The 22,883-nt window shown below is 69.3% G+C and carries 19 protein-coding genes; 10 read left to right on the top strand and 9 right to left on the bottom strand.

Annotation, left to right across the window (positions count from 1 at the left end; all coding sequences use genetic code 11):
* The first annotated feature begins 109 nt into the window (after window positions 1–109).
* The 3 genes from ACQVBX_RS09295 to ACQVBX_RS09285 all read left to right on the top strand — a co-directional run bounded on the left by ACQVBX_RS09295 (window position 110) and on the right by ACQVBX_RS09285 (window position 7,566).
* A complete protein-coding gene (locus tag ACQVBX_RS09295) occupies window positions 110–2,320 on the top strand; it encodes a TonB-dependent receptor (RefSeq protein ID WP_431633815.1) in 2,211 nt (736 codons plus the stop codon).
* Between the two features lie 91 nt (window positions 2,321–2,411).
* Entirely contained in the window at window positions 2,412–3,452 is a 1,041-nt protein-coding gene (locus ACQVBX_RS09290; RefSeq protein ID WP_431633814.1) for an extracellular catalytic domain type 2 short-chain-length polyhydroxyalkanoate depolymerase, read from the top strand.
* A 790-nt stretch (window positions 3,453–4,242) separates the two neighbouring features.
* The gene (locus ACQVBX_RS09285) at window positions 4,243–7,566 is read left to right on the top strand and encodes a PAS-domain containing protein (protein WP_431633813.1); all 3,324 of its coding nucleotides are present in this window, start codon (window positions 4,243–4,245) and stop codon (window positions 7,564–7,566) included.
* 13 nt (window positions 7,567–7,579) lie between these two features.
* Here the strand turns inward: ACQVBX_RS09285 and ACQVBX_RS09280 are convergent, their stop codons facing one another.
* From ACQVBX_RS09280 to ACQVBX_RS09265, 4 genes are all read right to left on the bottom strand, one after another.
* Entirely contained in the window at window positions 7,580–8,692 is a 1,113-nt protein-coding gene (locus ACQVBX_RS09280) for a serine hydrolase domain-containing protein (protein WP_431633812.1), read from the bottom strand.
* Window positions 8,693–8,703: 11 nt separating this feature from the next.
* Window positions 8,704–9,120, bottom strand: coding sequence for a VOC family protein (locus tag ACQVBX_RS09275; protein WP_431633811.1), 417 nt, complete (start codon window positions 9,118–9,120; stop codon window positions 8,704–8,706).
* Between the two features lie 76 nt (window positions 9,121–9,196).
* Window positions 9,197–9,493 carry a hypothetical protein gene (locus ACQVBX_RS09270; protein WP_431633810.1) on the bottom strand — a complete coding sequence of 99 codons (297 nt, stop codon included), beginning with the start codon at window positions 9,491–9,493 and terminating at the stop codon, window positions 9,197–9,199.
* 117 nt (window positions 9,494–9,610) lie between these two features.
* Window positions 9,611–10,597, bottom strand: coding sequence for a LysR family transcriptional regulator (locus tag ACQVBX_RS09265; RefSeq protein ID WP_431633809.1), 987 nt, complete (start codon window positions 10,595–10,597; stop codon window positions 9,611–9,613).
* Between the two features lie 20 nt (window positions 10,598–10,617).
* Between ACQVBX_RS09265 and ACQVBX_RS09260 the strand changes: the two genes are divergently transcribed.
* The gene (locus ACQVBX_RS09260; RefSeq protein ID WP_431633808.1) at window positions 10,618–11,403 is read left to right on the top strand and encodes an SDR family oxidoreductase; all 786 of its coding nucleotides are present in this window, start codon (window positions 10,618–10,620) and stop codon (window positions 11,401–11,403) included.
* 60 nt (window positions 11,404–11,463) lie between these two features.
* Here ACQVBX_RS09260 and ACQVBX_RS09255 read toward each other — a convergent pair whose 3' ends face one another.
* Both ACQVBX_RS09255 and ACQVBX_RS09250 read right to left on the bottom strand, forming a co-directional pair.
* On the bottom strand, window positions 11,464–12,036 hold the full coding sequence (locus ACQVBX_RS09255; protein WP_431633807.1) for a cysteine hydrolase family protein: 573 nt from the start codon (window positions 12,034–12,036) through the stop codon (window positions 11,464–11,466).
* A gap of 34 nt (window positions 12,037–12,070) precedes the next feature.
* On the bottom strand, window positions 12,071–12,730 hold the full coding sequence (locus ACQVBX_RS09250; protein ID WP_431633806.1) for a response regulator: 660 nt from the start codon (window positions 12,728–12,730) through the stop codon (window positions 12,071–12,073).
* A 111-nt stretch (window positions 12,731–12,841) separates the two neighbouring features.
* Between ACQVBX_RS09250 and ACQVBX_RS09245 the strand changes: the two genes are divergently transcribed.
* From ACQVBX_RS09245 to ACQVBX_RS09235, 3 genes are all read left to right on the top strand, one after another.
* A complete protein-coding gene (locus tag ACQVBX_RS09245; protein ID WP_431633805.1) occupies window positions 12,842–14,683 on the top strand; it encodes a 3-hydroxybutyrate oligomer hydrolase family protein in 1,842 nt (613 codons plus the stop codon).
* A 108-nt stretch (window positions 14,684–14,791) separates the two neighbouring features.
* Entirely contained in the window at window positions 14,792–15,301 is a 510-nt protein-coding gene (locus ACQVBX_RS09240; protein ID WP_431633804.1) for a peptidylprolyl isomerase, read from the top strand.
* Between the two features lie 134 nt (window positions 15,302–15,435).
* Entirely contained in the window at window positions 15,436–15,909 is a 474-nt protein-coding gene (locus tag ACQVBX_RS09235; protein ID WP_431633803.1) for a YidB family protein, read from the top strand.
* On the opposite strand, the gene ACQVBX_RS09230 is transcribed toward ACQVBX_RS09235, so the two are convergent.
* A complete protein-coding gene (locus ACQVBX_RS09230) occupies window positions 15,890–16,147 on the bottom strand; it encodes a GlsB/YeaQ/YmgE family stress response membrane protein (protein WP_431633802.1) in 258 nt (85 codons plus the stop codon). The genes ACQVBX_RS09235 and ACQVBX_RS09230 overlap by 20 nt on opposite strands.
* Window positions 16,148–16,338: 191 nt before the next feature.
* Here ACQVBX_RS09230 and ACQVBX_RS09225 point away from each other — a divergent pair, with 191 nt between their 5' ends.
* The 3 genes from ACQVBX_RS09225 to ACQVBX_RS09215 all read left to right on the top strand — a co-directional run bounded on the left by ACQVBX_RS09225 (window position 16,339) and on the right by ACQVBX_RS09215 (window position 19,991).
* Entirely contained in the window at window positions 16,339–17,538 is a 1,200-nt protein-coding gene (locus ACQVBX_RS09225; protein ID WP_431638078.1) for a pyridoxal phosphate-dependent aminotransferase, read from the top strand.
* A gap of 115 nt (window positions 17,539–17,653) precedes the next feature.
* The gene (locus ACQVBX_RS09220) at window positions 17,654–18,640 is read left to right on the top strand and encodes a malate dehydrogenase (protein ID WP_431638077.1); all 987 of its coding nucleotides are present in this window, start codon (window positions 17,654–17,656) and stop codon (window positions 18,638–18,640) included.
* Window positions 18,641–19,157: 517 nt separating this feature from the next.
* Window positions 19,158–19,991, top strand: a complete 834-nt coding sequence (locus ACQVBX_RS09215; protein WP_431638075.1) for a plasmid replication/partition related protein — start codon at window positions 19,158–19,160, stop codon at window positions 19,989–19,991.
* Window positions 19,992–20,032: 41 nt separating this feature from the next.
* On the opposite strand, the gene ACQVBX_RS09210 is transcribed toward ACQVBX_RS09215, so the two are convergent.
* Window positions 20,033–21,061: a MerR family transcriptional regulator gene (locus ACQVBX_RS09210; protein WP_431638074.1), complete on the bottom strand. Its 1,029-nt coding sequence runs from the start codon at window positions 21,059–21,061 to the stop codon at window positions 20,033–20,035.
* 111 nt (window positions 21,062–21,172) lie between these two features.
* A complete protein-coding gene (locus tag ACQVBX_RS09205; protein ID WP_431638073.1) occupies window positions 21,173–22,852 on the bottom strand; it encodes a ShlB/FhaC/HecB family hemolysin secretion/activation protein in 1,680 nt (559 codons plus the stop codon).
* Between the last annotated feature and the right edge of the window lie 31 nt (window positions 22,853–22,883).

Below are 22,883 nucleotides of genomic sequence, written 5' to 3'. Positions count from 1 at the left end.
CGCCGCCCATGCTGCCTAGGCTTGCTAGCCATCAAGCATCCATCGTCGATGGCTGCGTCCACGCGAGCCGCCCTCAAGGCGGCCAGCTCACCGAAGGGAAGGGGAAACCATGAAGCGCACGCACCTGAGTCTGGCGATCAGCCTAGTGATCGGCTTGTCCGGCAGTCCGCTGCTGCACGCGCAGGACACCGCCGCTGCGCCGAGCGTCGACAAGGCCAAGCAGCTGGACCAGATCACGGTGACGGCGCGCAAGCGCGAGGAGACGCTGCAGGACGTGCCGATCGCGGTCAGCGCGTTCACCGCGCAGTCGCTGGAAAAGCAGAACGTGCAGAACCTGGCCGACCTGCAGGGCAAGGTGCCATCGCTGCAGATCTACGCCGCGCGCGGCTCCAACACCACGCTCACCGCCTACATCCGCGGCGTCGGCCAGGCCGACCCGACCTGGGGCTTCGACCCGGGCGTGGGCATCTACCTGGACGACGTCTACGTGGCGCGTCCGCAAGGCGCCGTGCTGGACGTGTTCGATGTCAGCCGTATCGAGGTGCTGCGCGGTCCGCAGGGCAGCCTGTATGGCAAGAACACCATCGGTGGCGCGATCAAGTACGTCTCCAACCCGCTGCCGGTGAAGACCGAGGGCTCGGTGGAAGTCACCGCCGGCACCCACGGCGAGAAGGACATCAAGGCCAGCATCGGCGGCGCCAGCGCCGACAAGGTGTGGCGTGGCCGCGCGGCGATCGCCAGCGAGCACAACGACGGCTTCGGCACCAACCTCAACACCGGCAGCCGCAACGGTAACAAGAACACCAATTCGGCCCGCGCTACGCTGGGCTTCTTCCCGAGTCAGCAGTTCAACGCGCAGCTGGAAGTGGACGGTGTGCGCGACAACTCCAATCCGCGCGGCGCGAAGATGCTGATCGCCAACAAGTTCGACCCGGCCTATGCGCCGCTGTCGAGCGACTTCGACACCCGCGGTGGCATGGCCCAGCTCAACCGCACCAAGCTCTACGGCACCGCGCTCACGCTGAACTGGGTGGCCAGCAACGACTGGTCACTGAAGTCGGTGACCGCCGTGCGCGGTTCGCACACCGACACCGCGATCGACTTCGACACGCTGCCGGAAAAAATCGCCGACGTCAGCGCGCTGTACAAGGATCACCAGTTCAGCCAGGAGCTGCAGGCCAACTACGACGCCGGCGGCAGCCTGCACGGCGTGGCCGGCCTGTATTACTTCAACGGCTCGGCCAGCGGCCAGATCCACAACATCTTTCTCGGCTCGCCGCCCTACACCACCCTGGGCTACTCGCAGTACGGCAGCACCGGTGGCCGCGTGGGCACGCGCAGCCTGGCCGCCTACGGTGACTTCGCCTGGGACATCAGCCCCGAGTGGAGCCTGGATGTGGGCGTGCGTCTGACCCGCGAAACCAAGACCGCGCTGATCCAGAACTACGGCTTCGCCGACGAATCGTTCAGCACGCCGATCTCGGTGCTGGCCAACTTCTCCGGCTCGCACACCACCAACAACGCCTCGCCGAAGGTGTCGCTGGACTGGAGCGCGAGCGACCAGGTGAAGCTCTACGCCAGCTACAGCACCGGCTTCCACTCCGGCGGCTACAACATCCGCGCGAACTGCGCGGCGATTCCCAGCTCGTGCCGACCGATCAACGACGAGAAAGTGCAGTCGTTCGAGCTGGGCAGCAAGATGACCTTCTTCGACGACGCGCTGATGATGAACACGGCGCTGTTCCACAACATCTACTCCGACATCCAGCTGTCGGTGTTCACCTCCTACACCTTGCCCAACGGCAGCCAGGGCTTCTTCGGCGACTTCACCAACGCCGGCAAGGGCCATATCGATGGCCTGGAGGAGGAGTTCGCCTGGAAGCCGGCCGATGGCTGGACGTTCAGCGGCAACTTCGCCTACCTCAAGACCAAGTACACCGAGTTCCTGAGCGGCGGCGTCAACATCGCCGACCAGCAGAAGTTCACCAACGCGCCTAAGTGGTCCGGCGGCCTGTCGCTGGAAAACACCCGGCCGGTGGGTGACGGCGGCAGCCTCACCGCGCGCATCAACTACGCCTACCAGGGCATGGTGTATCCGGAAACCACGCTGTCGCCGCTGATCGCACAGAAGGCCTACGGGTTGTGGAACGCGGGCGTAATCTGGCAGATCGATCAGCCGTGGAGCGTGAGCCTGCAGGGCACCAACCTGGCCAACAAGTCCTACCGCACCACTGGCTACAACATCGGTGCGCTGGGTATCGTCACCGGCTTCTACGGTGCGCCGCGGATGGTGACGCTGAGCGCGCGCTACACCTTCTGAGGCGGCTGCGCCGCTCGCCCTGCGACCCGTGCGATGCTCTCCCCGATCGCGCGGGTCGTTTTCTTTTCCAACGTGCCTCGAGGAGTTTTCGATGCCTTCGTTCCCCCCACTGCGCCTGCTGGGACTGAGCCTTGTGCTGGTCGCCGGCGCCGCCTGCGCCGCGCGCCACGATGCGCGCCTGCCGCACCTGCAGCTCGACGCCGCACGCGTCGCCGTGGTCGGCCTCTCTTCCGGCGCATACATGGCTACGCAGGCGCAGCTGGCCTATCCGGAAATCTTTCCCGATGCGGCGCTGGTGGCTGGCGGCCCCTACGGCTGCGCCGGCGGCAACCTGCAGACGGCGCTGAGCAGCTGCATGAAGGGATCGCCGGCGATCGACGTCGACGCGTTGGTGGCGAACGCGCGCAAGCGCGCGGCGGCGGGCGAAAACGGCTCGTTGAGCGCGCTGGCCAAAGCGCACGTCTACCTGCTGCATGGCAAGGCCGACGGCGTCGTTGCGCCCGCGGTGGCCGAGGCGGGTGCGCAGTTCTACCAGCGCCTGCGCGACGGTGATCCCGCGCTCGCCGGCATGCAGGTGGTGGACGATGGCGCGCGCGATTTCGCGCACAACCTGCCGATCGCGGCGAAGGGCGCGGACTGCGGCCAGTCGGTATCGCCGTACTTGGGCCACTGTGGATTCGACGCGGCCGGCGAGATCTTCCACCAGCTGTTCGGCGCGTCGCCGCAGCCGGTGGCTGACGCGGCCACGGGGCGTGTGCTCGATTTCGACCAGGACGCGCTGCGCCCCGACGGCGCCGATGCCTTGCTGGCGCCCAAGGGTTACCTCTACCTGCCGCCCGCCTGCGCCGCCGGCAAGCCGTGCGGGTTGGTGGTGGCGCTGCACGGCTGCAAGCAGAACGCCGATGCGATCGGCGAGACGTTCGTGAAGGACGCCGGCTTCAACCGCTGGGCCGACGCCTACGGCGTGGCGGTGCTCTATCCTCAGACCCGCGCAAGCTTCGCGCCCTTGAATCCGCAGGCATGCTGGGACTGGTGGGGATACTCCGGCACCGACTACGACACCCGCCACGGCGTGCAGCTGCGCTGGCTGGTGAATGCCGTGCGCGCGCTGGGGCTGCCTGCGGGGCAGTGATGGCGCGGCGCGCTGTTGACCTGCATGGTCGTCACCCCGGCGCAAGCCGGGCTCCAGCGTCTTCGCTTTGCCTGGCTGGGCGTTGCAAAGCAAGAGCAAAGAGCTTTCGTCCTCCTGCGGAGGGCGAGTTACTTCTCTTTTGCTTGTCCAAAAGAGAAGTAACCAAGAGAAAACGACACCCCGCTTGGCGCTTGCCGCCCATCCATGGGCGGCAAGTCCGTGAGCCGGGGCCGGGCTTTTCGACCGGACTCCTGTCCGGGCGAAAAGTCATCGGCGTCCGTGCCGATGACCGCTACGCGGCCTGTCGTCCCCGCCTCACCGCCGCACAGGGGCCCCGGGTAGGGCAGCGGGCCATCCTGGCCCGCACCCGGTGGAAAGCCGAAAGGCTGAAAAGCCAGAGCAACAGCAAAGTAACCGCAAAGCGATGCTTTGCTGTTGCTCTGGCTCTTTTGAGAAGTGCGCGCTGGGAGCGCGCTGCTCTATCCGGGGCCCCTATGGCGCGGCGGGTGGGTGTAGGAAAGGCCCCGCAGGGGGGGCTCGCATGGATGCGAGCCAGTTCGACGTCAGGGCAGGAGCCCTGTCGGCGAACCCCCGGAACCCACCCGCGCACCCGGAGGGCAGGATGCCCGCAGGGCGCGCCATCGGGGTGCCCCTCTCTTTGGTTACTTTCTCTCGGGCAAGCGAGAGAAAGTAACTCGCCCTCCGCAGGAGGACGAAAGCTCTGTGCTTCGAGGCCTTGGAGGAATCCGGCGTCATCGCGACTGAAGTCGCTCCCCCAGGCACACAAGCCATGCTGAGCACGCCCCTGATCGCCGCCGCCGCGCTGCTCTGGCTCGGCCTGCTGTTCGGCGTGGCGCTGCTGGGCGAGCGGCGGCCGCAGTTGTTCGAGAAGCGCTGGGCGATCGTCTATGCGCTGTCGCTGGCGATCCACTGCACGTCGTGGACGTTCTACGGCACGGTGACGCAGGCCAGTCGCTCGGGCTGGTGGCTGCCGCCCACGTTCGTCGGTGCGATCGCGATGTACCTGCTGGCGGTGACCGTGCTGCGCCGACTGGTGCAGCTGGCGCGCGAGTACAACGCGGGTTCCATTGCGGATCTCGTCTCGGTGCGGCTCGGCCGCCATGCGGGGCTGGCGGCGCTGGTGACCGCGGTGATCATCATCGGCATCGTGCCGTACATCGCGCTGCAGCTGAAGGCGGTGGCGATGAGTTACGCCATGCTCAACCGCGGGCAGCTTGCCGAATCCGAGCCGTGGCAGGACTCGGCGCTCTACGTGGCGCTGCTGATGGCGCTGTTCGCGATGCTGTTCGGTACGCGGCGCGCCTCGTCCACCGCGCACAATCGCGGGCTGGTGCTGGCGATGGCGTTCGAGTCGCTGTTCAAGCTGGGCGCGATGCTGGCGCTGGGCTCGCTGCTGTTCACGCCGCTGCCGGCGCACCTGCCGCCGGCGTTGCCGGTGCCGCACGAAAGTCGCGGCTTTCCGGCGCTGATCCTGCTCGGCGCGCTGGCCATGTTCACCCTGCCGCACCAGTTCCACGCCGGCGTGGTGGAGTGCCGCGACGAGCGCCACGTGCGCACCGCGCGCTGGCTGTTTCCGCTGTACATGCTGCTGATCTCGCTGCCGATCCTGCCGCTGGCGCGGCTGGGCGACGCGTGGCTGGGGCCGAGCGGCGTGCCGTCGGACCTGTACGTGCTGGCGCTGCCGATGGCGCAGGAACGACACGGCCTGGCGCTGGTGGCGTTCCTCGGTGGCCTGAGTGCGGCCACCAGCATGGTGGTGGTGGCCACGCTCGCGCTGAGCCTGATGGTGGTGAACCACTTCATCGCGCCGCTGCGCGTGCGTGCGGGTTGGGGGCGCGACGAGCGCGGCGACCTGCGCGGCGAGGTGATCAGCCAGCGGCGCGTGGCGATCCTCATCGTGATCCTGCTGGCGTGGGGTTACAGCCGCGTGCTGGCGCGCAACGACGCGCTGGCCGACATCGGCGCGATCTCGTTCTCCGCACTGGCCGGGCTCGCGCCGGCGCTGCTGGTGGCGATGTACAAGCCGCAGCGGGGGCCGCGCGCGGTGGCGGCCGGACTCGCTGCAGGCACGCTGGTGTGGTTCTACATCCTGTTGCCGGTGGTGCTGCCGGAGGCACCGGCGTGGCTGCTGGCCGGCCCGCTGGGACAGGACTGGCTGGCACCGGACCGCCTGCTCGGCCTGGGCGAATGGAGCCGGCTCGGTCGCGCGGTGGTGCTGAGCCTCGCGGTGAACGTGGCGGTGATCGCCTGGGTGGCCGGCACGCGCTACGGCCAGGCCACCGGCGCCGCGGGTGTGGGTGATGTGGGCGTGGCGGAACTGCGCGCGCTGGCGGTGCGCTTCCTGCCGCCGGAGCGCGTCGAGCACCTGTTCGCCCACGCGCCCGCGCACGGGCTGGCCGGCGCCACGCGCATGGCGGAGGTGGAGCACGAACTGGCGGCAGTGATCGGTGCGGCCTCCGCGCGATTGCTGCTGGAAGTGGTGCATCGGCAGGGGCGTGGCGATCTCGATACCGTCGCCGCCATCGTCGGCGAGGCGGCGCAGGACCTGCGCTTCAACCAGCGCGTGCTCGAGGCTGCGCTGGAGAACATGAGCCAGGGCATCTGCGTGGTCGATGCCGAGCTGAGGCTGGTGGCGTGGAACAGTCGCTACGCCAGCCTGTTCGATTACCCGGCCGAGCTGCTGCAGGTGGGTCGGCCGGTGGCCGACCTCACACGCTACGCGGTGACGCTGGGCATCGTCGGCGAGGTGTTCGACGAGGACACGCGCGAGGCGCGCGTGCATCGTCGGCTGCAGCACATGCGCTCGGGCACCCGGCATCTGTCCGAGCGGCAGTTTCCGGACGGCACGGTGGTGGAGATCCGCGGCAACCCGATGCCGGGGGGCGGCTTCGTGGCCACCTTCACCGACGTCACCGCGTTCCGCCAGGCGGAGGCCGCGCTCAAGCGCATCAACGAAACGCTGGAGCAGCGCGTGGAGGAGCGCACCCGCGCGCTGGCCGCCGCCTCCAGCGAGGCGCAGCGCGCCAACGAGGCGAAGAGCCGCTTCCTCGCCGCGGTCAGTCACGACCTGATGCAGCCGCTGCACGCCGCGCAGCTGTTCGCCCACGCGCTCACCGAGCGCGGCGCCGATGCGGCCACCGCGCAGCACCTCAACGGCGCGCTGTCGGCCACCGAGGGCCTGCTCGCGGGCCTGCTCGACATCGCCCGGCTGGAGGGCGGCCGGTTGCACCCGCAGCCGCGCGCGGTGGCGCTGGCCGAGGTGCTCGATCCGCTCGCTGCCGAGTTCCGCGCGATCGCGCGCGACCGCGGCGTGCGCTTCGACGTGGTCGCCACGACCGCATGGGTGCGCACCGATCCGCAGCTGCTGCGCCGGGTGCTGCAGAACTTTCTCTCCAATGCGCTGCGCTACGCCGAGTGCGGCCGCGTGCTGCTGGGCGTGCGCCGCCGCGGCGACGCGCTGCGGGTGGAGGTGTGGGACACCGGGCCCGGCATCGCGCCGCAGGAGCAGCAGCTGATCTTCCAGGAGTTCCGCCGCGGCAGCGCGGCGGGCGGGCAGGGGCTGGGCCTGGGCCTGTCGATCGCCCAGCGCATGGCGGCGCTGCTCGATCATCCGCTGGGCCTGCGTTCCACGCCGGGACGCGGCAGCGTGTTCCATCTGGACGTGCCGATCGTCGTGCCACCCCGGTTGCAGCCGGAGGTTGCCGTCGCGCTGCAGTCTCTGCCGGCCGGTCGCGCCGTGGTGGTGGACAACGAACCGGCTGCGCTGGCCGCGCTCAGCCACCTGCTTGCGGGCTGGGGCTGGGAAGTTCACGCCGCGCGCAACCTGGAGCAGGCCCTTGCCGCGCCGTGGCCAGCGGATATCCACATCCTCGATTTCCACCTTGACGGCGGTCGTACCGGGCTCGAGGTGCTCGATCAGCTGCAAGCCCGCCATGGGCCGGTCAGTGCCGTGATCGTCACCGCCGACCGCGACGGCGAGCTGCGCCAGCGCCTGCTCGATCTCGGTGTGGGCGTGCTCTACAAGCCGCTCAAGCCGCTGGCGCTGCGCCAGGTGCTGCAGCGGGCGGCCAAGGGCGTGGTCGCAGCGAGCTGAGGTGCCCGGGGCATCACTCGGGCTGCGAGAGGATGGCGTCGCGGGCCTTGTAGAAATACGCCGCCACCCTGAGCAGGCGGCTGTTCACGAAGAACACCCCGTAGACGCCGCTGGTGCGGTCGATCCACGGGAACGTGCCGAAGGCGCCGGGGCTGGAGACCAGGGTGCAGTCGCCGGCCTCGGTCCAGCGCTCGCACCAGTTGCCCAGCGCATACTGCGCGGCCCGGTCGCGCGCGCCGGGTGGGCGATACGCCATCGGCTTGCCCAGCGTCTGCACCTTTTCCATCGCATCGACCGCCTGCACCGACAGGACCTGCCGGCCACCGTAGCGGCCGTGCTGCGCCAGCATGGTGAGGAAGCGCATGTAGTCGTCCGCCGTGGTCACCACGCCGCCCTGCAGCAGCGGGTTGCGCGTCTGCTGGGGCGATACGCCATGCGCGGGCAGGTGTTCCCAGCAGGTGTGATGCATGCCCAGCGGACGCGCGATGCGTTCGTCAAACAGTGTGGCCCAGCGCTCGCCGGTGACCGCTTCCACCGCCGCGCCCGCCACCTGGAAGCCCGGTCCGCCATAGCGGAACACGGTGCCGGGTGGATCCTGCAGCGGACGACGGGCGACCTCGGCGGCGGATTCGGCCAGGGTCATTTGCGGATCCTGGCGGATGTCCAGGCCGTCGCGCAGGCTGCCGGTGCCGGAGGTCTGCGCCAGCAGCTGGCGCAGGGTGATGCGGCTGGCGGCGCCGGTGAAATCCGGCAGGTAGCGCGAAACAGGCGCATCGAGCGCGAGGCGGCCATCGTCCACCACGCTCATCACCAGCGCTGCGGTCATCCATTTGGATGCGGACGCCACCGGCAGCTCCGCGTCGGGTGCGATCTTCCCGAGGTCGAGGCGGAACAACAACCGGCCCTGGCGCATCACGATCGCGGTCAGCCCCGGCGCGCCGGATTGCACGGCCTGCTCGAGCTGCTTGCGCACCGTGGTGGGAATCGCGACCGGCCCCTGGCTGGCGACGGCAGGTGCCGTGGTGGCCCGGTACAGGCGCTTGCCACCGCGGACCAGCAACGCCACGCAGCCAGACAACCCGAGCAGTATCCCGACAGCCAGCAGCAGCCGGCCCCTGGCACGCATGGCGCGGCTCGTCATGGCGCATCCGCTGCCGCGTCGATCAGCTCGCCGCCCCACGCGGCCGGATCGCAGTCTGCGATGGTCTGCGAGAAGGTCCATACGTGTCCGCCGAGATCCACCGCGGTGTATTGGCGCTCACCGAAAACGTAGTCGGTCGGGGCGCTGGCGATGCGCGCACCGGCCGCCGTCGCGCGACGGAAATGCGTGGCCAGGTTGGCTACGCGCACCATCGTCGCGTGCGTGCTGTTGACGCCGAGCGGGTAGGGCGGGTCGCTCTGCGCCACCACGATGCAGGCTCTGCCGAAGCACAGCTGGGCGCGGTGATCACCGATGCGCAGACGCTCGTCGAACCCGAACGCCGCGCCCAGCCAGGCCACCGCCGCGCGCAGGTCAGGGTAAAGCAGCACCGGGATCACCGTGCAGGCAGGCATCGAGCGGTTCGGTGGGGGCGCGGGCTCATCCTTGAGCTCCGCACAGACCGCCAAGGCGGGAGTCATCGCGGCGACCTCAGCGCGAGCCGCGGCGCTGCTGGATGTAGGCGACGATTTCGGCGGTGGAAAGCTGGCCGTTGTTGTCGGTATCGATCTCGGCGAAGTGCGTGGCCAGGCGCGGCATGCCCTGGCTCGCTTCGTCCTGGCTGAGCTGACCGTCGTGGTTGGTATCGGCAGCGGCGAACCGGTCCCTGGCCTTCTCGGCGATCTTCTGGTTGCGCGAGTCGCTCCCCGCGCAGCCGCCCAGCCCCAGTGTGGACAGTGCGACAGCGACCGCGAGCGTCGCGGCGAGGTGGGAGGAGCGTGCTTGCATGCCGGATTCTCCGTGTAAGGTGAAGCCGGATCGTAGGCAGCGATGTCACCCGCAGGTGTTTCCGCTTCGGCGCAAATGTGAGCGAGTGTGTGCCGGGCGGCCGGCAGCAACATCTGCTTACACGCGGCGACGGCGTGCGCGCGTCGCGGGCGGTGACCATCGGGCCGGCGCGGGCGATCCCTGGCCGCTGGCGGTGTCCGCGATCAGGTCGATCAGCCAGCGCAGTCCCGCATCGCCATCGTGGGCGGCTTTCCAGAGCGCACCGACCCGATGCACCGGCGTCTCGAACGGCAGCAGGCTGACCCGCAGGCCGAGGCTGCCACTCCATGCTCTGGCGACGTAGTCGGGTACGGTCACCAGCACCGGGTTCTCGCGCGCGATGAACGGGTTGGTGGCGAAGTGCGGATTGCCGAAGATCACCCGGCGCCGGTGCCCGAGCGCTTCCAGCTGCTCGTCGACGAAGCCATGCAGCTCTCCGTCGAACGACGTCAGCAGATGCGGATGGGCGAGGAACTCGCGCAGGCTCAGCCGTTCGCGTCGTGGCTGGATGCGGCGCGGGTGATACAGGCAGACGAAGCGCCAGTCGAACAGGTCCCGGCGTCGCAGCCAGGCCGGCAGGTCGCCGAACATGCCCAGAGCGAGTTCGATCTCGCCGCGCTCCAGCATGCCTGCCGCGCGATGCCGGTCGGTGTCCAGCGTTGCCAGCGTGATACCGGGTGCCTGCCGCGAGAGCTGCAGCAGCAGACGCGGGAACAGCGCCACGCCGACCGCCTCGCTCACGCCGATGCGGTAGCGGCGCGTCGACTGCGCCGCGTCGAACGGACGACCGGCGCTCATCGCCTGGTGCAGGCCCGACAGCAGGGCGTCGATCGGTGCGGCCAGTTCCAGCGCGCGCGGGGTAGGTTCCATGCCGGCTTGTCCGCGCACGAACAACTCATCGCCGAAGGCTGTGCGCAGGCGCTTGAGCGCGCCGCTCACCGCCGGCTGCCCGAGAAACAGGCGCGCCGCGGCGCGGGTGACGTGGCGCTCCTGCATCAGCGCGTGAAAGACCAGCAGCAGATTCAGATCGAGCCGGCGAAGATCACGTTCGATGATGTTTGCCATGATCACAAACGATTTGAGTGATGACCGAGCCAGCATGCACGATGTCTTCGCAGGCCGCACGTGCGGCATCGATGGAGACGACGGTCGTGAATACCGGCATGGGCAAGGTGGTGGTGTTGGGTGGTTCGTCCGGCATGGGGCTTGCCACGGCGGCTCGGCTGGCCGGCATGGGCTATGCGGTGGTGGCGACGGGGCGCGACGAGGCGAAGCTGCATCGCGCGCTGGAGCCGCTGCAGGGCGAGGTGTCCGGTGTGGCCTTCGATGCCGCCGACCGCGCGGCGCTGGATGTCTTCTTCGCAGGCTGCGGCGTAGTCGACCATGTGGTGATCGCGTTGAGCGGCGGCGAGGGTGCCGGCGCTTTCCGCGAACTGGATCTCGCCGCGCTGCGGCGGGGGTTCGCCGCGAAGTTCTGGCCGCATGCGGAGGCGGCGCAGGCCGCGCTGCCGGCCTTGCATGCGGGCGGCAGTCTCACCTTCATCAGTTCGATCTCGGCGCGTATTGCCAATCCCGGTACGGCCGGGCTGGCGGCGATCAACGCGGCGATCGAGGCGATGGTGCCGATACTGGCGCACGAGCTGGCGCCGATGCGGGTCAACGCCGTCTCTCCGGGCGTGGTCGACACGCCGTGGTGGAACGCGATGGGTGAGCAGGGCAAGCGGGATTTCTTCGCGCAGCACGCAGCGAGCCTGCCGGTGGGGCGCGTGGGCCAGGCCGACGATGTCGCCCAGGCGGTCGCTTTCCTGATCGGCAATGGTTTCACCACCGGCACCGTGCTGGCCTGCGACGGCGGTCTGCACCTGCTCTGAAAATTGGCGCCGACTCGGTGGAGCGATCGTCCGGAAAAGTCCGGACGATCGTTCGCCGCTTCAATGGCTGGCGGCGGCTGCCCAGTCATCGATGGTGCGCACGGTCGCCTGGCGCGGGAACACTTTTTCCACCAGCACGCGATGCACGTCCGGGTCGCCGTCGAGGCAGCCGTCGGCGAGCACGGTGAGGCGATAGTCGAGATCGGCCGCCAGGCGCACCGTCGACAGCACCACGCCGCTGGTCGATACGCCGGCCAGCACCAGGTGGCGCACGCCCGCGGCACGCAGCACCACGTCCAGGTCGCTGCCGGCGAAGGCACCGATGCGGCGCTTGGTCACCAGCACGTCGTGCGACTGCACGTCGAGGTCCGGGTGGATGCGGGTGTCCGGATGGGTTTCGAGCAGGCGGCCGCTGGTGCGGATGCCGGCGAAGATGCGGTTGTCGCCGGCCACTTCCGGGTAGCCGTCGCGGAACGCCACGCGCACCCAGATCACCGGCAGCTGCATGGCGCGGGCGGCGGCCAGCGCGCGGCCGATGCGCGGGAGGAAAGCGGGATCGGGATAGTTGGCGAGGATGCCCGGCTGCAGGTCCATCAGCAGCAGGGCGGTGTCGGCGCGGGCGGCGTCGGTCATGGGAATCTCCGTGGCGGGGAATCTGGAAGCGGGATCAAAGGACCCGTGCGGGCTCGCCCAGCTCCAGCGCCTTCAGCACGCCGCTGGCCTGGGTGCGGTTGCGCACGCCGAGCTTCTCGAAGATCGCGGTGACATGCGCCTTCACCGTGCGTTCCTGGATCGCCAGGCGATCGGCGATCTGCTTGTTGAGCAGGCCGTCGGCGAGCAGGGCGAGCACGCGGTACTGCTGCTCGGTGAGGCGGGCCAGCCGTCCGGCGAGGTCGGCATCGGCCGGGTCGGCGGGCAGGGCGGCGACGGCGGCCGCGAGCGCCGGCGGCAGCCAGCGCCGGCAGTCGAGCACGGCGCGGATCGCCTCGCCGATTTCGGCCGGGCTGGCGCTCTTGGGGATGAAGCCGGATGCGCCGTGATCGAGCACGCGGCGGATCACCCGCGGCTCGTCGTGCGCGGACACCACCAGCACGGCCACCCCTGGATGCTGGCCGCGCAGCGCGGCCAGGCCGGACAGCCCCTGGCTGCCGGGCATGTGCAGGTCGAGCAGCACCAGGTCGATGTCGGCGTCCACGCGCAGGCGTTCCAGCGCGGTATGCAGGTCGGCCGCCTCCAGCACGGTGCAGTCCTCCACGCTGGCGGCGGCCGCCTGGCGCAGGGCGGCGCGGAACAGCGGGTGGTCGTCGGCGATCAGCAGGCGGGGCATCGGGCGAACTTAACCGGCGGCGGCGAGGACGTCGAGCAGGTGCACGCGCGACATGCCAGGCATGGACTTTCGTACGATAGCCGCCCGGGATGCGCTTGCTATCGTGCATGGATGAACCTGCGCACCCTCTGCGTCCTGCCGCTGCTGGCGCTGGCCTTGCCGGCGTGCAGCACCCATCCATCCCGAGCGGAGGTGGCGATGTCCCGTCCCGAGTTCCTGGTCAGCGACGTGCGCGTCACCGAACACCGCGATCACGACGATCTGCTCAGCGCCGGCCTCGGGCTGGCCGGCCTGGCCGGTGCGCCGTCGCCGTTCGTCGATCCGGCGCATCCCACGCCGGCCGAACTGCGCCGACGGGCGATCCAGACCAGCTGGAAAGGCATCGCCGATCTCGGCCCGCTCGGCGGCTACGGCACCGTCTACGGTGCGGTGCCGACCGTGCCCGGGCGCGAGTTCCAGGCGTTTGCGCGGGTGCCCGGCGCCAGCCAGCCGCATCGCGTGCTGCTGCAGGTGCCCGATGCGTTCGACGCCGCGCATCGCTGCCTGGTGGTGGCGCCGTCGTCCGGTTCGCGCGGCGTGTACGGCGCGATCTCGCTGGCCGGCGCATGGGGCCTGCCCAAGGGCTGCGCGGTGGCCTACACCGACAAGGGCACCGGCGCCGGCTATTTCGACTACGCCGACGACAGCGGCGTGCAGCTGGACGGCACGCGCGCCAAACGCGGCGAGGCGATGCTGGAGTTCGAGCCCAAGCTCGCCGCCGCCGATGCCGGCATCGCGGTGAAGCAGATGCACTCGGGCGACAACCCGGAGGCGGACTGGGGCCGCGACGTGATCCAGGCCGCGCAGTTCGGCCTGGCCATGCTCGATCGCGCATTTCCCGCGCAGGCACCGTTCACGGCGCAGAACACGAAGATCATCGCCACCGGCCTGTCCAACGGCGGCGGCGCGGTGCTGCAGGCCGCGGGCCTGGATGACGATCATCTGTTCGCCGGCGTGATCGCGCTCGAGCCCAACGTGTACGTGCCCGGCCACGGCCGGGCGATGTTCGATTACGCCACCGAGGCGGCGGTCTGGTTGCCGTGCGCGCTGACCACGCCGCGCTTCGCCAAGGCGCCATTCGCGCGCGCGCCGGATGGCTCGGTGGCCCCGGCCGCCGTGCAGCGCTGCAAGACCCTGCATGCGCAGGGGCGACTCGCCGGCAGCACGCTGGCGGCGCAGGGTGAAGCGGCCTACGAGCAACTGCGCGCGCACGGCTGGACCGACGAGGCGATCGCCACCGCGGCCAGCACCACGGCGTTCGACCTGTGGCGGGTGATCGCGGCCGGCTACGCCTCCTCCTACGCGCGCACCGGCGCCACCGAGATGCCGTGCGGCTTCCGCTACGTGACGATCGACAAGGACAACCAGCCGGCGCCGGCCGACCCCGCCACGCGCGCGGCGTGGTGGGCAGATGGCTCGGGCATTCCGCCGGGTAACGGCATCGCGCTGCGCGGCGGCATGGATCGCAGCGACGATCCCACGCTCGCCAGCCTCGATTGCCTGCGCCAGCTGTGGACCGGCGACGACGCCGACGCGCACGCCCTGCAAGCCAGCATTGCCGCCACCGCGACCCGGCTGCCGCGCGCCGACCTGCCGCTGTGGGTGCTGCACGGCGCCAGCGACGGCCTGCTGCCCACGGCGTTCACCTCCGAGCCCTACGTGGCCTGGCTGCGCAGCGAGGGCCGTGCGCCGCTGTACTGGCGGGTGCCGTACGCGCAGCACTTCGACGCCTTCCTCACCGTGCCTGCCTTCGGCGCGGCGCACGTGCCGCTGATGCCCTATGGCTACACCGCGCTGGATCGATTGTGGTCGCACCTGTTCGAGGGCGCGCCGTGGCCGAGCGAACTGCCCACGCCGGCAGCGCAGCCGCGCGGGGAGTCCGCGCTGCGCCGGGAGATGCTCGGCTTGCCCTGAACGGCCGGGGGCGGGGTCACGCCTGGGGTCGGCCGGCTGCGTTATCCTTGCCGGCCCTTTGCCGCCGTGGCCGCCCACGGCAGCGCGTCACGAGCCCAAGGATTTGCGATGACCATCAACGTTACCTTCCAGACCAACCGCGGCCCGATCCACCTGCGCCTGCATGACGACAAGACCCCGGTGACGGTGGCGAGCTTCGTCAACCTGGCCAAGCGTGGCTACTACGACGGCCTGTCGTTCCACCGCGTGATCAGCGACTTCATGATCCAGGGCGGCTGCCCGCTGGGCACCGGCACCGGTGGCCCGGGCTACAAGTTCGAAGACGAATTCAACCCGTCGCTGCGTCACGACAAGCCGGGCGTGCTGTCGATGGCCAACGCCGGTCCGCGCACCAACGGCAGCCAGTTCTTCATCACCCACGGCGCCACGCCGTGGCTGGACGGGAAGCACAGCGTGTTCGGCGAAGTGGTGGGCGCGGACGACCAGAAAGTGGTCGACGCAATTCGTCAGGGCGACACCATCGAGAAGGTCACCGTGGAAGGCGACGTCGACGCGCTGCTGACCGCCCAGGCCGAGCGCGTGAAGGAGTGGAACGCGATACTCGACGCGCGCGGCTGATCGGCGCCGCCATGCGTTGCGACAGCGGCCGCCTTTGGGCGGCCGCTGTCGTTTGAGACGGGGCCGCAACGTGGCTGGATCGGCCTATGCTCGGCCGGCGAGGCGCGGTGGCGCGCCGATCCAGGGAGCAGGCCATGTCATTGCTGGGCGATCTGTTGGGTAGCAGCGGGCAGGGCGGGGGTTCCCTGCTGGGAACGGCCGCGGAGCTGATCCAGCGCGCTGGCGGCGTGCAGGGCCTGGTGGCCCTGCTGCTGCAGCACGGGCTGGGCGACGTCGTGCAGTCCTGGGTCGGCACCGGCGCCAACCAGCCGGTGTCGCCGGGGCAGCTCGGTCAAGCGCTCGGCGGGGGTGGGCTCGGCGGTGTACTGCAGGAGATGGCGAGCAAGCTGGGCATGGACCAGGGCCAGCTGCTGGGCCAGCTGTCGCAGGTGCTGCCGCACGCGGTGGACCACCTCACGCCCGACGGGCAGGTGCCAGCGGACGGCGGTGGCAGGGTCGATCTCTCTGCACTGTCCGGCCTGGCCGGAAACTCTTCGGCTGAGCCGGAGGAGGCCCGGCGCACGCGCCGGGCCTCGGGGTGTTTCGCGATCAGGACGACTTGTTCTTGAACACCGCGTGGTAGAGCACCAGCAGCACCACGGCGCCGATCACCGAGGCGATCAGTCCGGCGGACTCGCCCGGTCCATAGATGTGCAGCAGGTTCTGTCCGGCCCACGTGGCCAGGACCGAACCGGCGATGCCGATCAGCGCGGTGATGATGAAACCGCCCGGGTCGCGGCCCGGGGTGAGGAGCTTGGCGATCAGGCCGACGATCAGGCCCACCAGGAACACCCAAAGCCAATGCATGTGCGAAATCTCCGTGTCGGGACGATGGCCTCCGGCCGGGAGCGCAGGCGATCCGGCGCCTCGCGATGCCGCGCGCCGCGGCACTGGCGCATCTTGCTCCATCGGCGGCCGGTACGCGTCACTCCGCGGCGGCCAGTGGGCGCGTGGTAAACTTCGCCGGTTTGCTGACCGGAAATCCCCTCGAGGACACCATGCCCCAGCTCGCCCAGCGCGTCGGCCGCGCCAAGCCCAGCGCGATCATGCTGATCGCCGAAAAAGCCAAGCAGCTCAAGGCCGCTGGCCGCGACGTGATCAGCTTTTCCATCGGCGTGCCGAACTTCCTGCCCGGCGAGCACGTGTACGCCGCGGCGCGCGAGTCGCTGAGCCACGACTCCGGCCAGTACGGCAGCAACCGCGGCGCCGAGGCGCTGCTCGATGCCTTCCTCAAGCACATCGCGGCGCTGGGCCTCACCGGCTACGGCCGCATGAACCTCTCCATCGGCATCGGCGCCAAGCAGGTGCTGTACAACCTGGCCGAGGCGATGCTCGACGAGGGCGACGAGATCTGCTTCGCCGCGCCGTTCTGGACTACCTACCGAGACATCGCCGACATCGTCGGGGCGAAGGCGAACATCCTGCACTGCGGCCCGGAGCAGAACTACAAGCTGGTGCCGGCGCAGCTCGAAGCTGCATTGCAACGCAGGCCGAAGGTGTTCCTGTTCAACAACCCGTCGAACCCGACCGGCATGGTCTACACGCGCGAGGAAATCGTCGCGCTCGCCGAGGTGCTGGTGAAGTATCCGGACACCTGGATCATCACCGACGACATCTACAACTCGATGGTGTTCGACGGCATCGGCTACCACAACTTCGTGCACGCGAAGCCGGAGCTGAAGGACCGGCTAGTGTTCGTCGACTCGCTGTCCAAGACCTACGGCATGCCGGGCTGGCGCGTGGGTTTCATCGCGGGGCCGGAGTCGGTGGCCAAGGCGGTCACCACGCTCAACTCCAACCACATCACCAGCCTGCCGGAAGTGATCACCGCCGCCGCGGTGGCCGCGCTCAGCGGTCCGCAGGACGTGCCGCAGGCCAAGTGCGCCGAGTTCGCCGCCAAGCGCAATACGGTAATGGCCGCGCTGAACGCGATCCCCGGCGTGGTCTGCCCGCGACCGCAAGGCGCGTTCTATGCGTTCCCGGACATTTCCTGCGCGTTCGGCAAGCGCCACGGCGAGCTGGCCATCACCGACGACGTGAGCTTCTGCGCCGCGCTGCTGGAAGCCAAGGGCGTGGCCTGCGTGCCGGGCTCGGCCTTCGGCGAGCCGCGCGCCATGCGCATCTCCTACACCTGCCCGACGGTCCAATTGCAGCCGGGCCTGGATCGCATCACCCGATTCTTCGCCGAACTCACCTGACGCCCCCTGTAGGAGCGCACCCTGTGCGCGACTGCCTTTGCTTCGATACGCCATGAGGCGATCGCGCACAGGGTGCGCTCCTACAACGAACCTACCTCACTGAAGGAGTCCCACCATGAAAGCCCCCGTTCGAGTTGCCGTCACCGGCGCCGCCGGCCAGATCGGTTACGCCCTGCTGTTCCGTATCGCCGCGGGCGACATGCTGGGTCCGGACCAGCCGGTGATCCTGCACATGCTGGAAATCACCCCGGCGCTGCCGACGCTGCAGGGCGTAGTGATGGAACTCAATGACTGCGCCTTCCCGCTGTTGGCCGGCACGGTTGCCACCGATGACGTCAACGTCGCCTTCAAGGACGTCGACTACGCGCTGCTGGTCGGCGCACGTCCGCGCGGCCCGGGTATGGAGCGCAAGGACCTGCTGGAAGCCAACGGTGCGATCTTCGGCCCGCAGGGCAAGGCGCTGAACGACCACGCCAAGCGCGACGTGAAGGTGCTGGTGGTCGGCAACCCGGCCAACACCAACGCCCTGATCGCCCAGCAGAACGCCCCGGACCTGGATCCGAACTGCTTCACCGCGATGGTCCGTCTGGACCACAACCGCGCGCTGAGCCAGCTCGCCGAGAAGACCGGCAAGCACTCCACCGACATCAAGAAGATGACCATCTGGGGCAATCACAGCTCCACCCAGTACCCGGACCTGCACCACGCCACCGTGGACGGCGAGGCCGCGCTGAGCCTGGTCGATCAGTCCTGGTACGAGAGCGACTTCATCCCCACCGTGCAGCAGCGCGGCGCGGCGATCATCAAGGCGCGCGGCGCCTCCTCGGCCGCTTCGGCTGCATCGGCGGCGATCGACCACATGCGCTCGTGGGCGCTGGGCACCGCCGAGGGCGACTGGGTCTCGATGGGCATCCCGTCGGACGGCTCCTACGGCATTGCCCCGGGCGTGATCTACGGGTACCCGGTGACGATCAAGAACGGCAAGTACGCGATCGTGCAGGGCCTGGAAATCAACGATTTCTCGCGTGCCCGCATGGATGCCACCGACAAGGAACTGCGCGAGGAGCGCGCCGGCGTCGAGCACCTGTTCGCGAAGAAGTAAGCCGGTTCGTTTCGGCTTGAGGGAAGGGCGGCTTCGGCCGCCCTTTTTTTGGATGGTCGTCGCCGATTGCCTGTTTACTTCCTCGCCGTCATCCCGGCGGACGCCGGAGGCGCTCTTCAACGCGAATGCCGGTCATCCAGCGTCTTTGCTCGACCCTCAAAAGCGGTTTCGACGTCCTTCGGCCGCCGAGTCACTTTCTCTTGCTTGCCCAAGAGAAAGTAACCAAAGAGAACGGCACCCTGCGTCCGTCGTCCCTCCGCGCCTGCGGCGCTCCGGGCACGCGGGTCGGGCCGGGCTTTTCGACAGGGCTCCTGCCCTGACGAAAAGGAACGGGCGTCCTGCCCGTTCCCCTGCGGGCCTGATCGTCCCGACCCGCTCGACTCCCGAAGGGAGTTTCGGACGGCTCGCTTCGCATCGCCGCGCTTAAATGCATGCGGCGCGCCGAAATACAAGGCAGCGCGAGGCGCTTCCAGTCTCTAGAATGCGCGGCCGTTTTGCTTGGTCGGATACGCGCTGCATGGACATCGTCGTCAACGAAGATCTCAAGGCCTACATCGAGCCGATGACGCCGGAGGAGTACGAGGCGCTGGAGCGCAGCATTCTCGCCGAGGGTTGTCGTGATGCGCTGGTGCTGTGGGGCGAGATCCTGGTCGACGGGCATCACCGCTACGCGATCTGCCGCAAGCACGGCCTGCCGTTCCAGACCGTGCAGCATCCGCATTTCCAGTCGATGGACGATGTGCACCTGTGGATGATCGACCAGCACCTGGGGCGGCGCAGCCTGTCGGTGTTCCAGCGTGGCGAGTTGGCGCTGCGCAAGCGCGACATCCTCGCTGCACGTCGCTCACAGGCGCGGGTGAAGTTGCCGCCGTTGCCGCCGATTCCGGAAGACGCGGAAGCGGCCACGGAAGATGCGGCGCCGGCGATCGAACCGGCAGCCAGCGCGCCGGAGGCGCCGGTGGAGGCGCCGCCCAGTCGCGAGGCGTTGGCGAAGGCAGCGCGCCTGAGCAACACGCAGGTCGGGTTGATCGAGAAGATCCGCAAGCAGGCCGCGCCGGAGGTGGTGGAGGCGGTGAAGGCCGGAACGATCTCGATCAACGCCGCCGCGGCCGTGGCCAGCCTGCCGGAGGATGAGCAGCGCGCGGCGGCCAGCGGCGGCGACAAGGAACTGAAGGAGGCCGCCAAGCGCGTACGCGAATCGCGGCGCAAGCCGAAGGAGATTCCGGCGGACGAACCGAACGCCGCCGCTGGCGCGGAGGATGAACTGCAACAGCTGCGTCGGCGTGTGGCGGAGCTGACGGCCGAGGTGGCCTCGCTGCGCCAGCAGTTGTCCGAGTTGCAGGGCGGATAAGGGCGCGGCGCGACAGCCGGGGCTGCGCGCCGGGCTGGTCGTCAGTGTGGGCGGGCGATCGCGCTCGTCGCAGCCTCGCGCACGTAGGTGAGCAAGGCATCGTCGACCGCACTGCCGCTGCGCAGGTCCGGCTCGCGCGCATAGGCCTCGCGGATCTTCGCGTGGGTGGCCGGATCGTCGCCGGCGTACTCGCGGAACAGCGCCATCCAGCGCTGGGCCAAGGCCTGCACGGCCGGGTCGTGCGCGGGCACGCCGTCGGCGAGTGCGGTGCGCAGTTCGGCGATGAGCTCGGGCCAGGCGTACATCTGCTTGCCGTAGTGCTGGCGCATCCGCTGCATTTCGCGCTCGTCGAGGTAGCGCGCGAAGATCGCCAGCCGCGCGCTCACCATGGATTCCTCCACGAACCGCTCCAGCGCCGGCGTGATGCCGCTGCGTTCGCGCATGCCCGGCTCGTCTTCGGTCATCGTGCGCAGGCGCAGCAGGAAGGCCGGGTTGTTGCCGGTGCCGCGGCCGACCATCTCCATCCACTGCAGGGCGAGTTGCTGCGCGTCGGCGTCATCCGGCGTGGCGCCGCGATCCATCGCCGACTGCACGGCAGTCACCAGCGCGCTCCAGGCCGGCAAGACGTCCGGGTCGGTGTGCAGCGGCAGGGTCTTGAGTTCCTCGGGAGTGAAATATTTTTCGTACATCGTCATCTGCTCCAGCGTGTCCAGCCAGTCGGCCAGGTCGGGGGACTGTCCGGCCACGAGTTGGCTGCGCAGATGCATCAGCCGCTTGCGCAGGCGGGCGGCATCGGCCAGGTCGCGGTCGAGCTGGCCGATCTGGCGATCCACCAGTTCGGCCAGCGGTGGCTGTGGCCCGGACAGGGCAAGTCCGATGTCGGCCAGCGGCAGGCCCAGCTGACGCAGGGCCTGGATGCGGTGCAGGCGCTCGATATCCGCCTGCCCGTAGAGCCGATAGCCGGCACCGGAGCGCGAGGACGGACTGAGCAGGCCGATCGCGTCGTAGTGGTGCAGGGTGCGCACGGTCAGCCCGCTACGCTTTGCCAGTTCGCCCACCGTCAGCTGCATCGCTAGTCACTCCGTTCGCCTCGCGCGGACCGCACGCTAAGGGCTCACGTTACGTGAGGGTCAAGCCCTTTGGCCACGAGCGGCGCACCGGCGTTGCCGGTGCGCCCTGAGCTAGCGGAGCTGGTAGGAAAAACCCAGATTGATGCGCGGGCGCCGACGGCTCGCCTCGAGCGGCCGATCGCCAAACGGTTGCGCCAAGGTGAGATCGACCGCGTAGTGGCGGTCGTCGGACATGCGCAAGCCCACGCCGGCCGAGCCCAGGCGGTCGATCGGCAGATGGCCCTGATGGACGTAGACCCGGGCCACCTGCGCAACGACGTACGGGGTCAGCGTTTTCAGGTAACGCTGTCCCACCGACCAGTTGCGGTTGAACTCCAGCGACAGTCCCCAGCCGCTGTCGCCGGCGGCCTCGCCAGGATCGTAGGCCAGCGCGTAGCGCGCCCCGCCGAAGGTGATCCGCTCGGTGCTGGGCAGGGTGTCGGCGCTGTACTGCCCGGCTACGCTCAAGCGCGTGCCAAAGCGCGCGGTCCATTGATCGGCCTGCTCGAGACTGGCGTTGTAGCGGGTGAAAGCGACATCGCCGGGGTACGCCAGCGGGACATCGCTGAGGCTGCTGCGGGCGACCGACTCCGCGCCCCAGCGGTTCAGTCCCTTGGCGACGGCGAAGCTGAGCTTGCGGCTGCGGCGGGTGCTCGTGCGCTGGTCGTCGAAGGTGGCGAAGAGCACGCGGACTCGGCTGTCCAGGCTGAGCTGCGCGTTGGTGACGATGTTGCGGTAGCGGTCGATGACGTCGGCGCGATAGGTGCCGCCGCCGATCTCCTGCACATGATCGGCGGAAAGCTGCAGCGGGTAGCTCGCGGCCAGTTGCAGGCGGTGCTGGGTCAGACGCCGGCTCAGGTCGGGAAGCGACTGGAACGAATCATCCGGCCGGCCGTCGTAGCGCGAGCCGTCAAGGCTCAGCTGCAGCCCGTCCGAACCCACCGGAACCGCCAGCGAACCGGCATCGTAACGCTGCGAGCCGCCACCGCGCGGAAAGAGGGTGGACAGCGTGAGCTTTTCGCCCAGCGGGGAGAGACCGTTCAAGGTGGCGCTCAGCAAGCCCTGCACGCCGGGGTGATTGAAGTCGACGCTGCTGGCCAGGTTGAAGCGGGTGCGCGTGAGGTTGAGTTCCAGCCGGGTGGCGCCGTCGGTGGTGGTGGGGGCTGGAACGTTGACATCGACGTGAGCGCCGGGCAGCCGGCCCAGCAACTGCACGTAGCGCTGGAACGTCGCGGTGCGCAGCGGGCGCTCACCCTGGATGTGCGCAGTAATGGCGCGGATCTTCGGCTCCAGTGAGCCGGCGTCGCCGTTGATCTGCACCTGCGCCACATAGCCTTCCACCACCACCACGCGCACCACGCCTCCGGCGAAGGTCTGGGGCGGGATGTAGGCGAACGAGAGCGCGTAGCCGTGGGACTCGTACAGTGCCCTGACCTTGTCGGCGGCGGCGATCAGGTCGGCCACGCGCACGCTGTGTCCGGCCAGCGGCTGGAACAATTTCGCCATCTCGGTCACCGGCAGCGCGTGTGCGCCGGCGATTTCGAAGCGGGTGGGAACCAGGGTCCGTGCCAGCAGCGCCTGCAACTGCGCGTTGCGCTGCGGTTGCACGCTGAGTCGGATCGCTGGCGTCGGCGCCATCGGCACCGGCGTCGGCAGGGTCTGCAGGGGATTGCCCACATACGGGCGGGATTGCTGTGCCTGGGCGCCGGCGACGAGCGTGGCGCCGAGCAGCAGGCAGGCTCCTCTCTTCATGACGTGTCCTTACGTGTCGTGGATGGGGAGT

This window comes from Dyella thailandensis, assembly GCF_050749815.1.
Lineage (GTDB): Bacteria > Pseudomonadota > Gammaproteobacteria > Xanthomonadales > Rhodanobacteraceae > Dyella_A.
This window is presented reverse-complemented; position numbering and strand designations above follow the sequence as displayed.

Excerpts from the sequence above, each read along its gene's own strand:
- ACQVBX_RS09295 (WP_431633815.1), top strand. The coding sequence starts at position 110 with ATGAAGCGCACGCACCTGAGTCTGGCGATCAGCCTAGTGATCGGCTTG.
- ACQVBX_RS09255 (WP_431633807.1), bottom strand. The coding sequence starts at position 12,036 with ATGACCGACGCCGCCCGCGCCGACACCGCCCTGCTGCTGATGGACCTG.
- ACQVBX_RS09220 (WP_431638077.1), top strand. The coding sequence starts at position 17,654 with ATGAAAGCCCCCGTTCGAGTTGCCGTCACCGGCGCCGCCGGCCAGATC.
- ACQVBX_RS09235 (WP_431633803.1), top strand. The coding sequence starts at position 15,436 with ATGTCATTGCTGGGCGATCTGTTGGGTAGCAGCGGGCAGGGCGGGGGT.
- ACQVBX_RS09225 (WP_431638078.1), top strand. The coding sequence starts at position 16,339 with ATGCCCCAGCTCGCCCAGCGCGTCGGCCGCGCCAAGCCCAGCGCGATC.
- ACQVBX_RS09285 (WP_431633813.1), top strand. The coding sequence starts at position 4,243 with ATGCTGAGCACGCCCCTGATCGCCGCCGCCGCGCTGCTCTGGCTCGGC.
- ACQVBX_RS09290 (WP_431633814.1), top strand. The coding sequence starts at position 2,412 with ATGCCTTCGTTCCCCCCACTGCGCCTGCTGGGACTGAGCCTTGTGCTG.
- ACQVBX_RS09230 (WP_431633802.1), bottom strand. The coding sequence starts at position 16,147 with ATGCATTGGCTTTGGGTGTTCCTGGTGGGCCTGATCGTCGGCCTGATC.
- ACQVBX_RS09215 (WP_431638075.1), top strand. The coding sequence starts at position 19,158 with ATGGACATCGTCGTCAACGAAGATCTCAAGGCCTACATCGAGCCGATG.
- ACQVBX_RS09275 (WP_431633811.1), bottom strand. The coding sequence starts at position 9,120 with ATGCCTGCCTGCACGGTGATCCCGGTGCTGCTTTACCCTGACCTGCGC.
- ACQVBX_RS09245 (WP_431633805.1), top strand. The coding sequence starts at position 12,842 with ATGAACCTGCGCACCCTCTGCGTCCTGCCGCTGCTGGCGCTGGCCTTG.
- ACQVBX_RS09280 (WP_431633812.1), bottom strand. The coding sequence starts at position 8,692 with ATGCGTGCCAGGGGCCGGCTGCTGCTGGCTGTCGGGATACTGCTCGGG.
- ACQVBX_RS09260 (WP_431633808.1), top strand. The coding sequence starts at position 10,618 with ATGACCGAGCCAGCATGCACGATGTCTTCGCAGGCCGCACGTGCGGCA.
- ACQVBX_RS09240 (WP_431633804.1), top strand. The coding sequence starts at position 14,792 with ATGACCATCAACGTTACCTTCCAGACCAACCGCGGCCCGATCCACCTG.
- ACQVBX_RS09210 (WP_431638074.1), bottom strand. The coding sequence starts at position 21,061 with ATGCAGCTGACGGTGGGCGAACTGGCAAAGCGTAGCGGGCTGACCGTG.
- ACQVBX_RS09250 (WP_431633806.1), bottom strand. The coding sequence starts at position 12,730 with ATGCCCCGCCTGCTGATCGCCGACGACCACCCGCTGTTCCGCGCCGCC.
- ACQVBX_RS09265 (WP_431633809.1), bottom strand. The coding sequence starts at position 10,597 with ATGGCAAACATCATCGAACGTGATCTTCGCCGGCTCGATCTGAATCTG.
- ACQVBX_RS09270 (WP_431633810.1), bottom strand. The coding sequence starts at position 9,493 with ATGCAAGCACGCTCCTCCCACCTCGCCGCGACGCTCGCGGTCGCTGTC.
- ACQVBX_RS09205 (WP_431638073.1), bottom strand. The coding sequence starts at position 22,852 with ATGAAGAGAGGAGCCTGCCTGCTGCTCGGCGCCACGCTCGTCGCCGGC.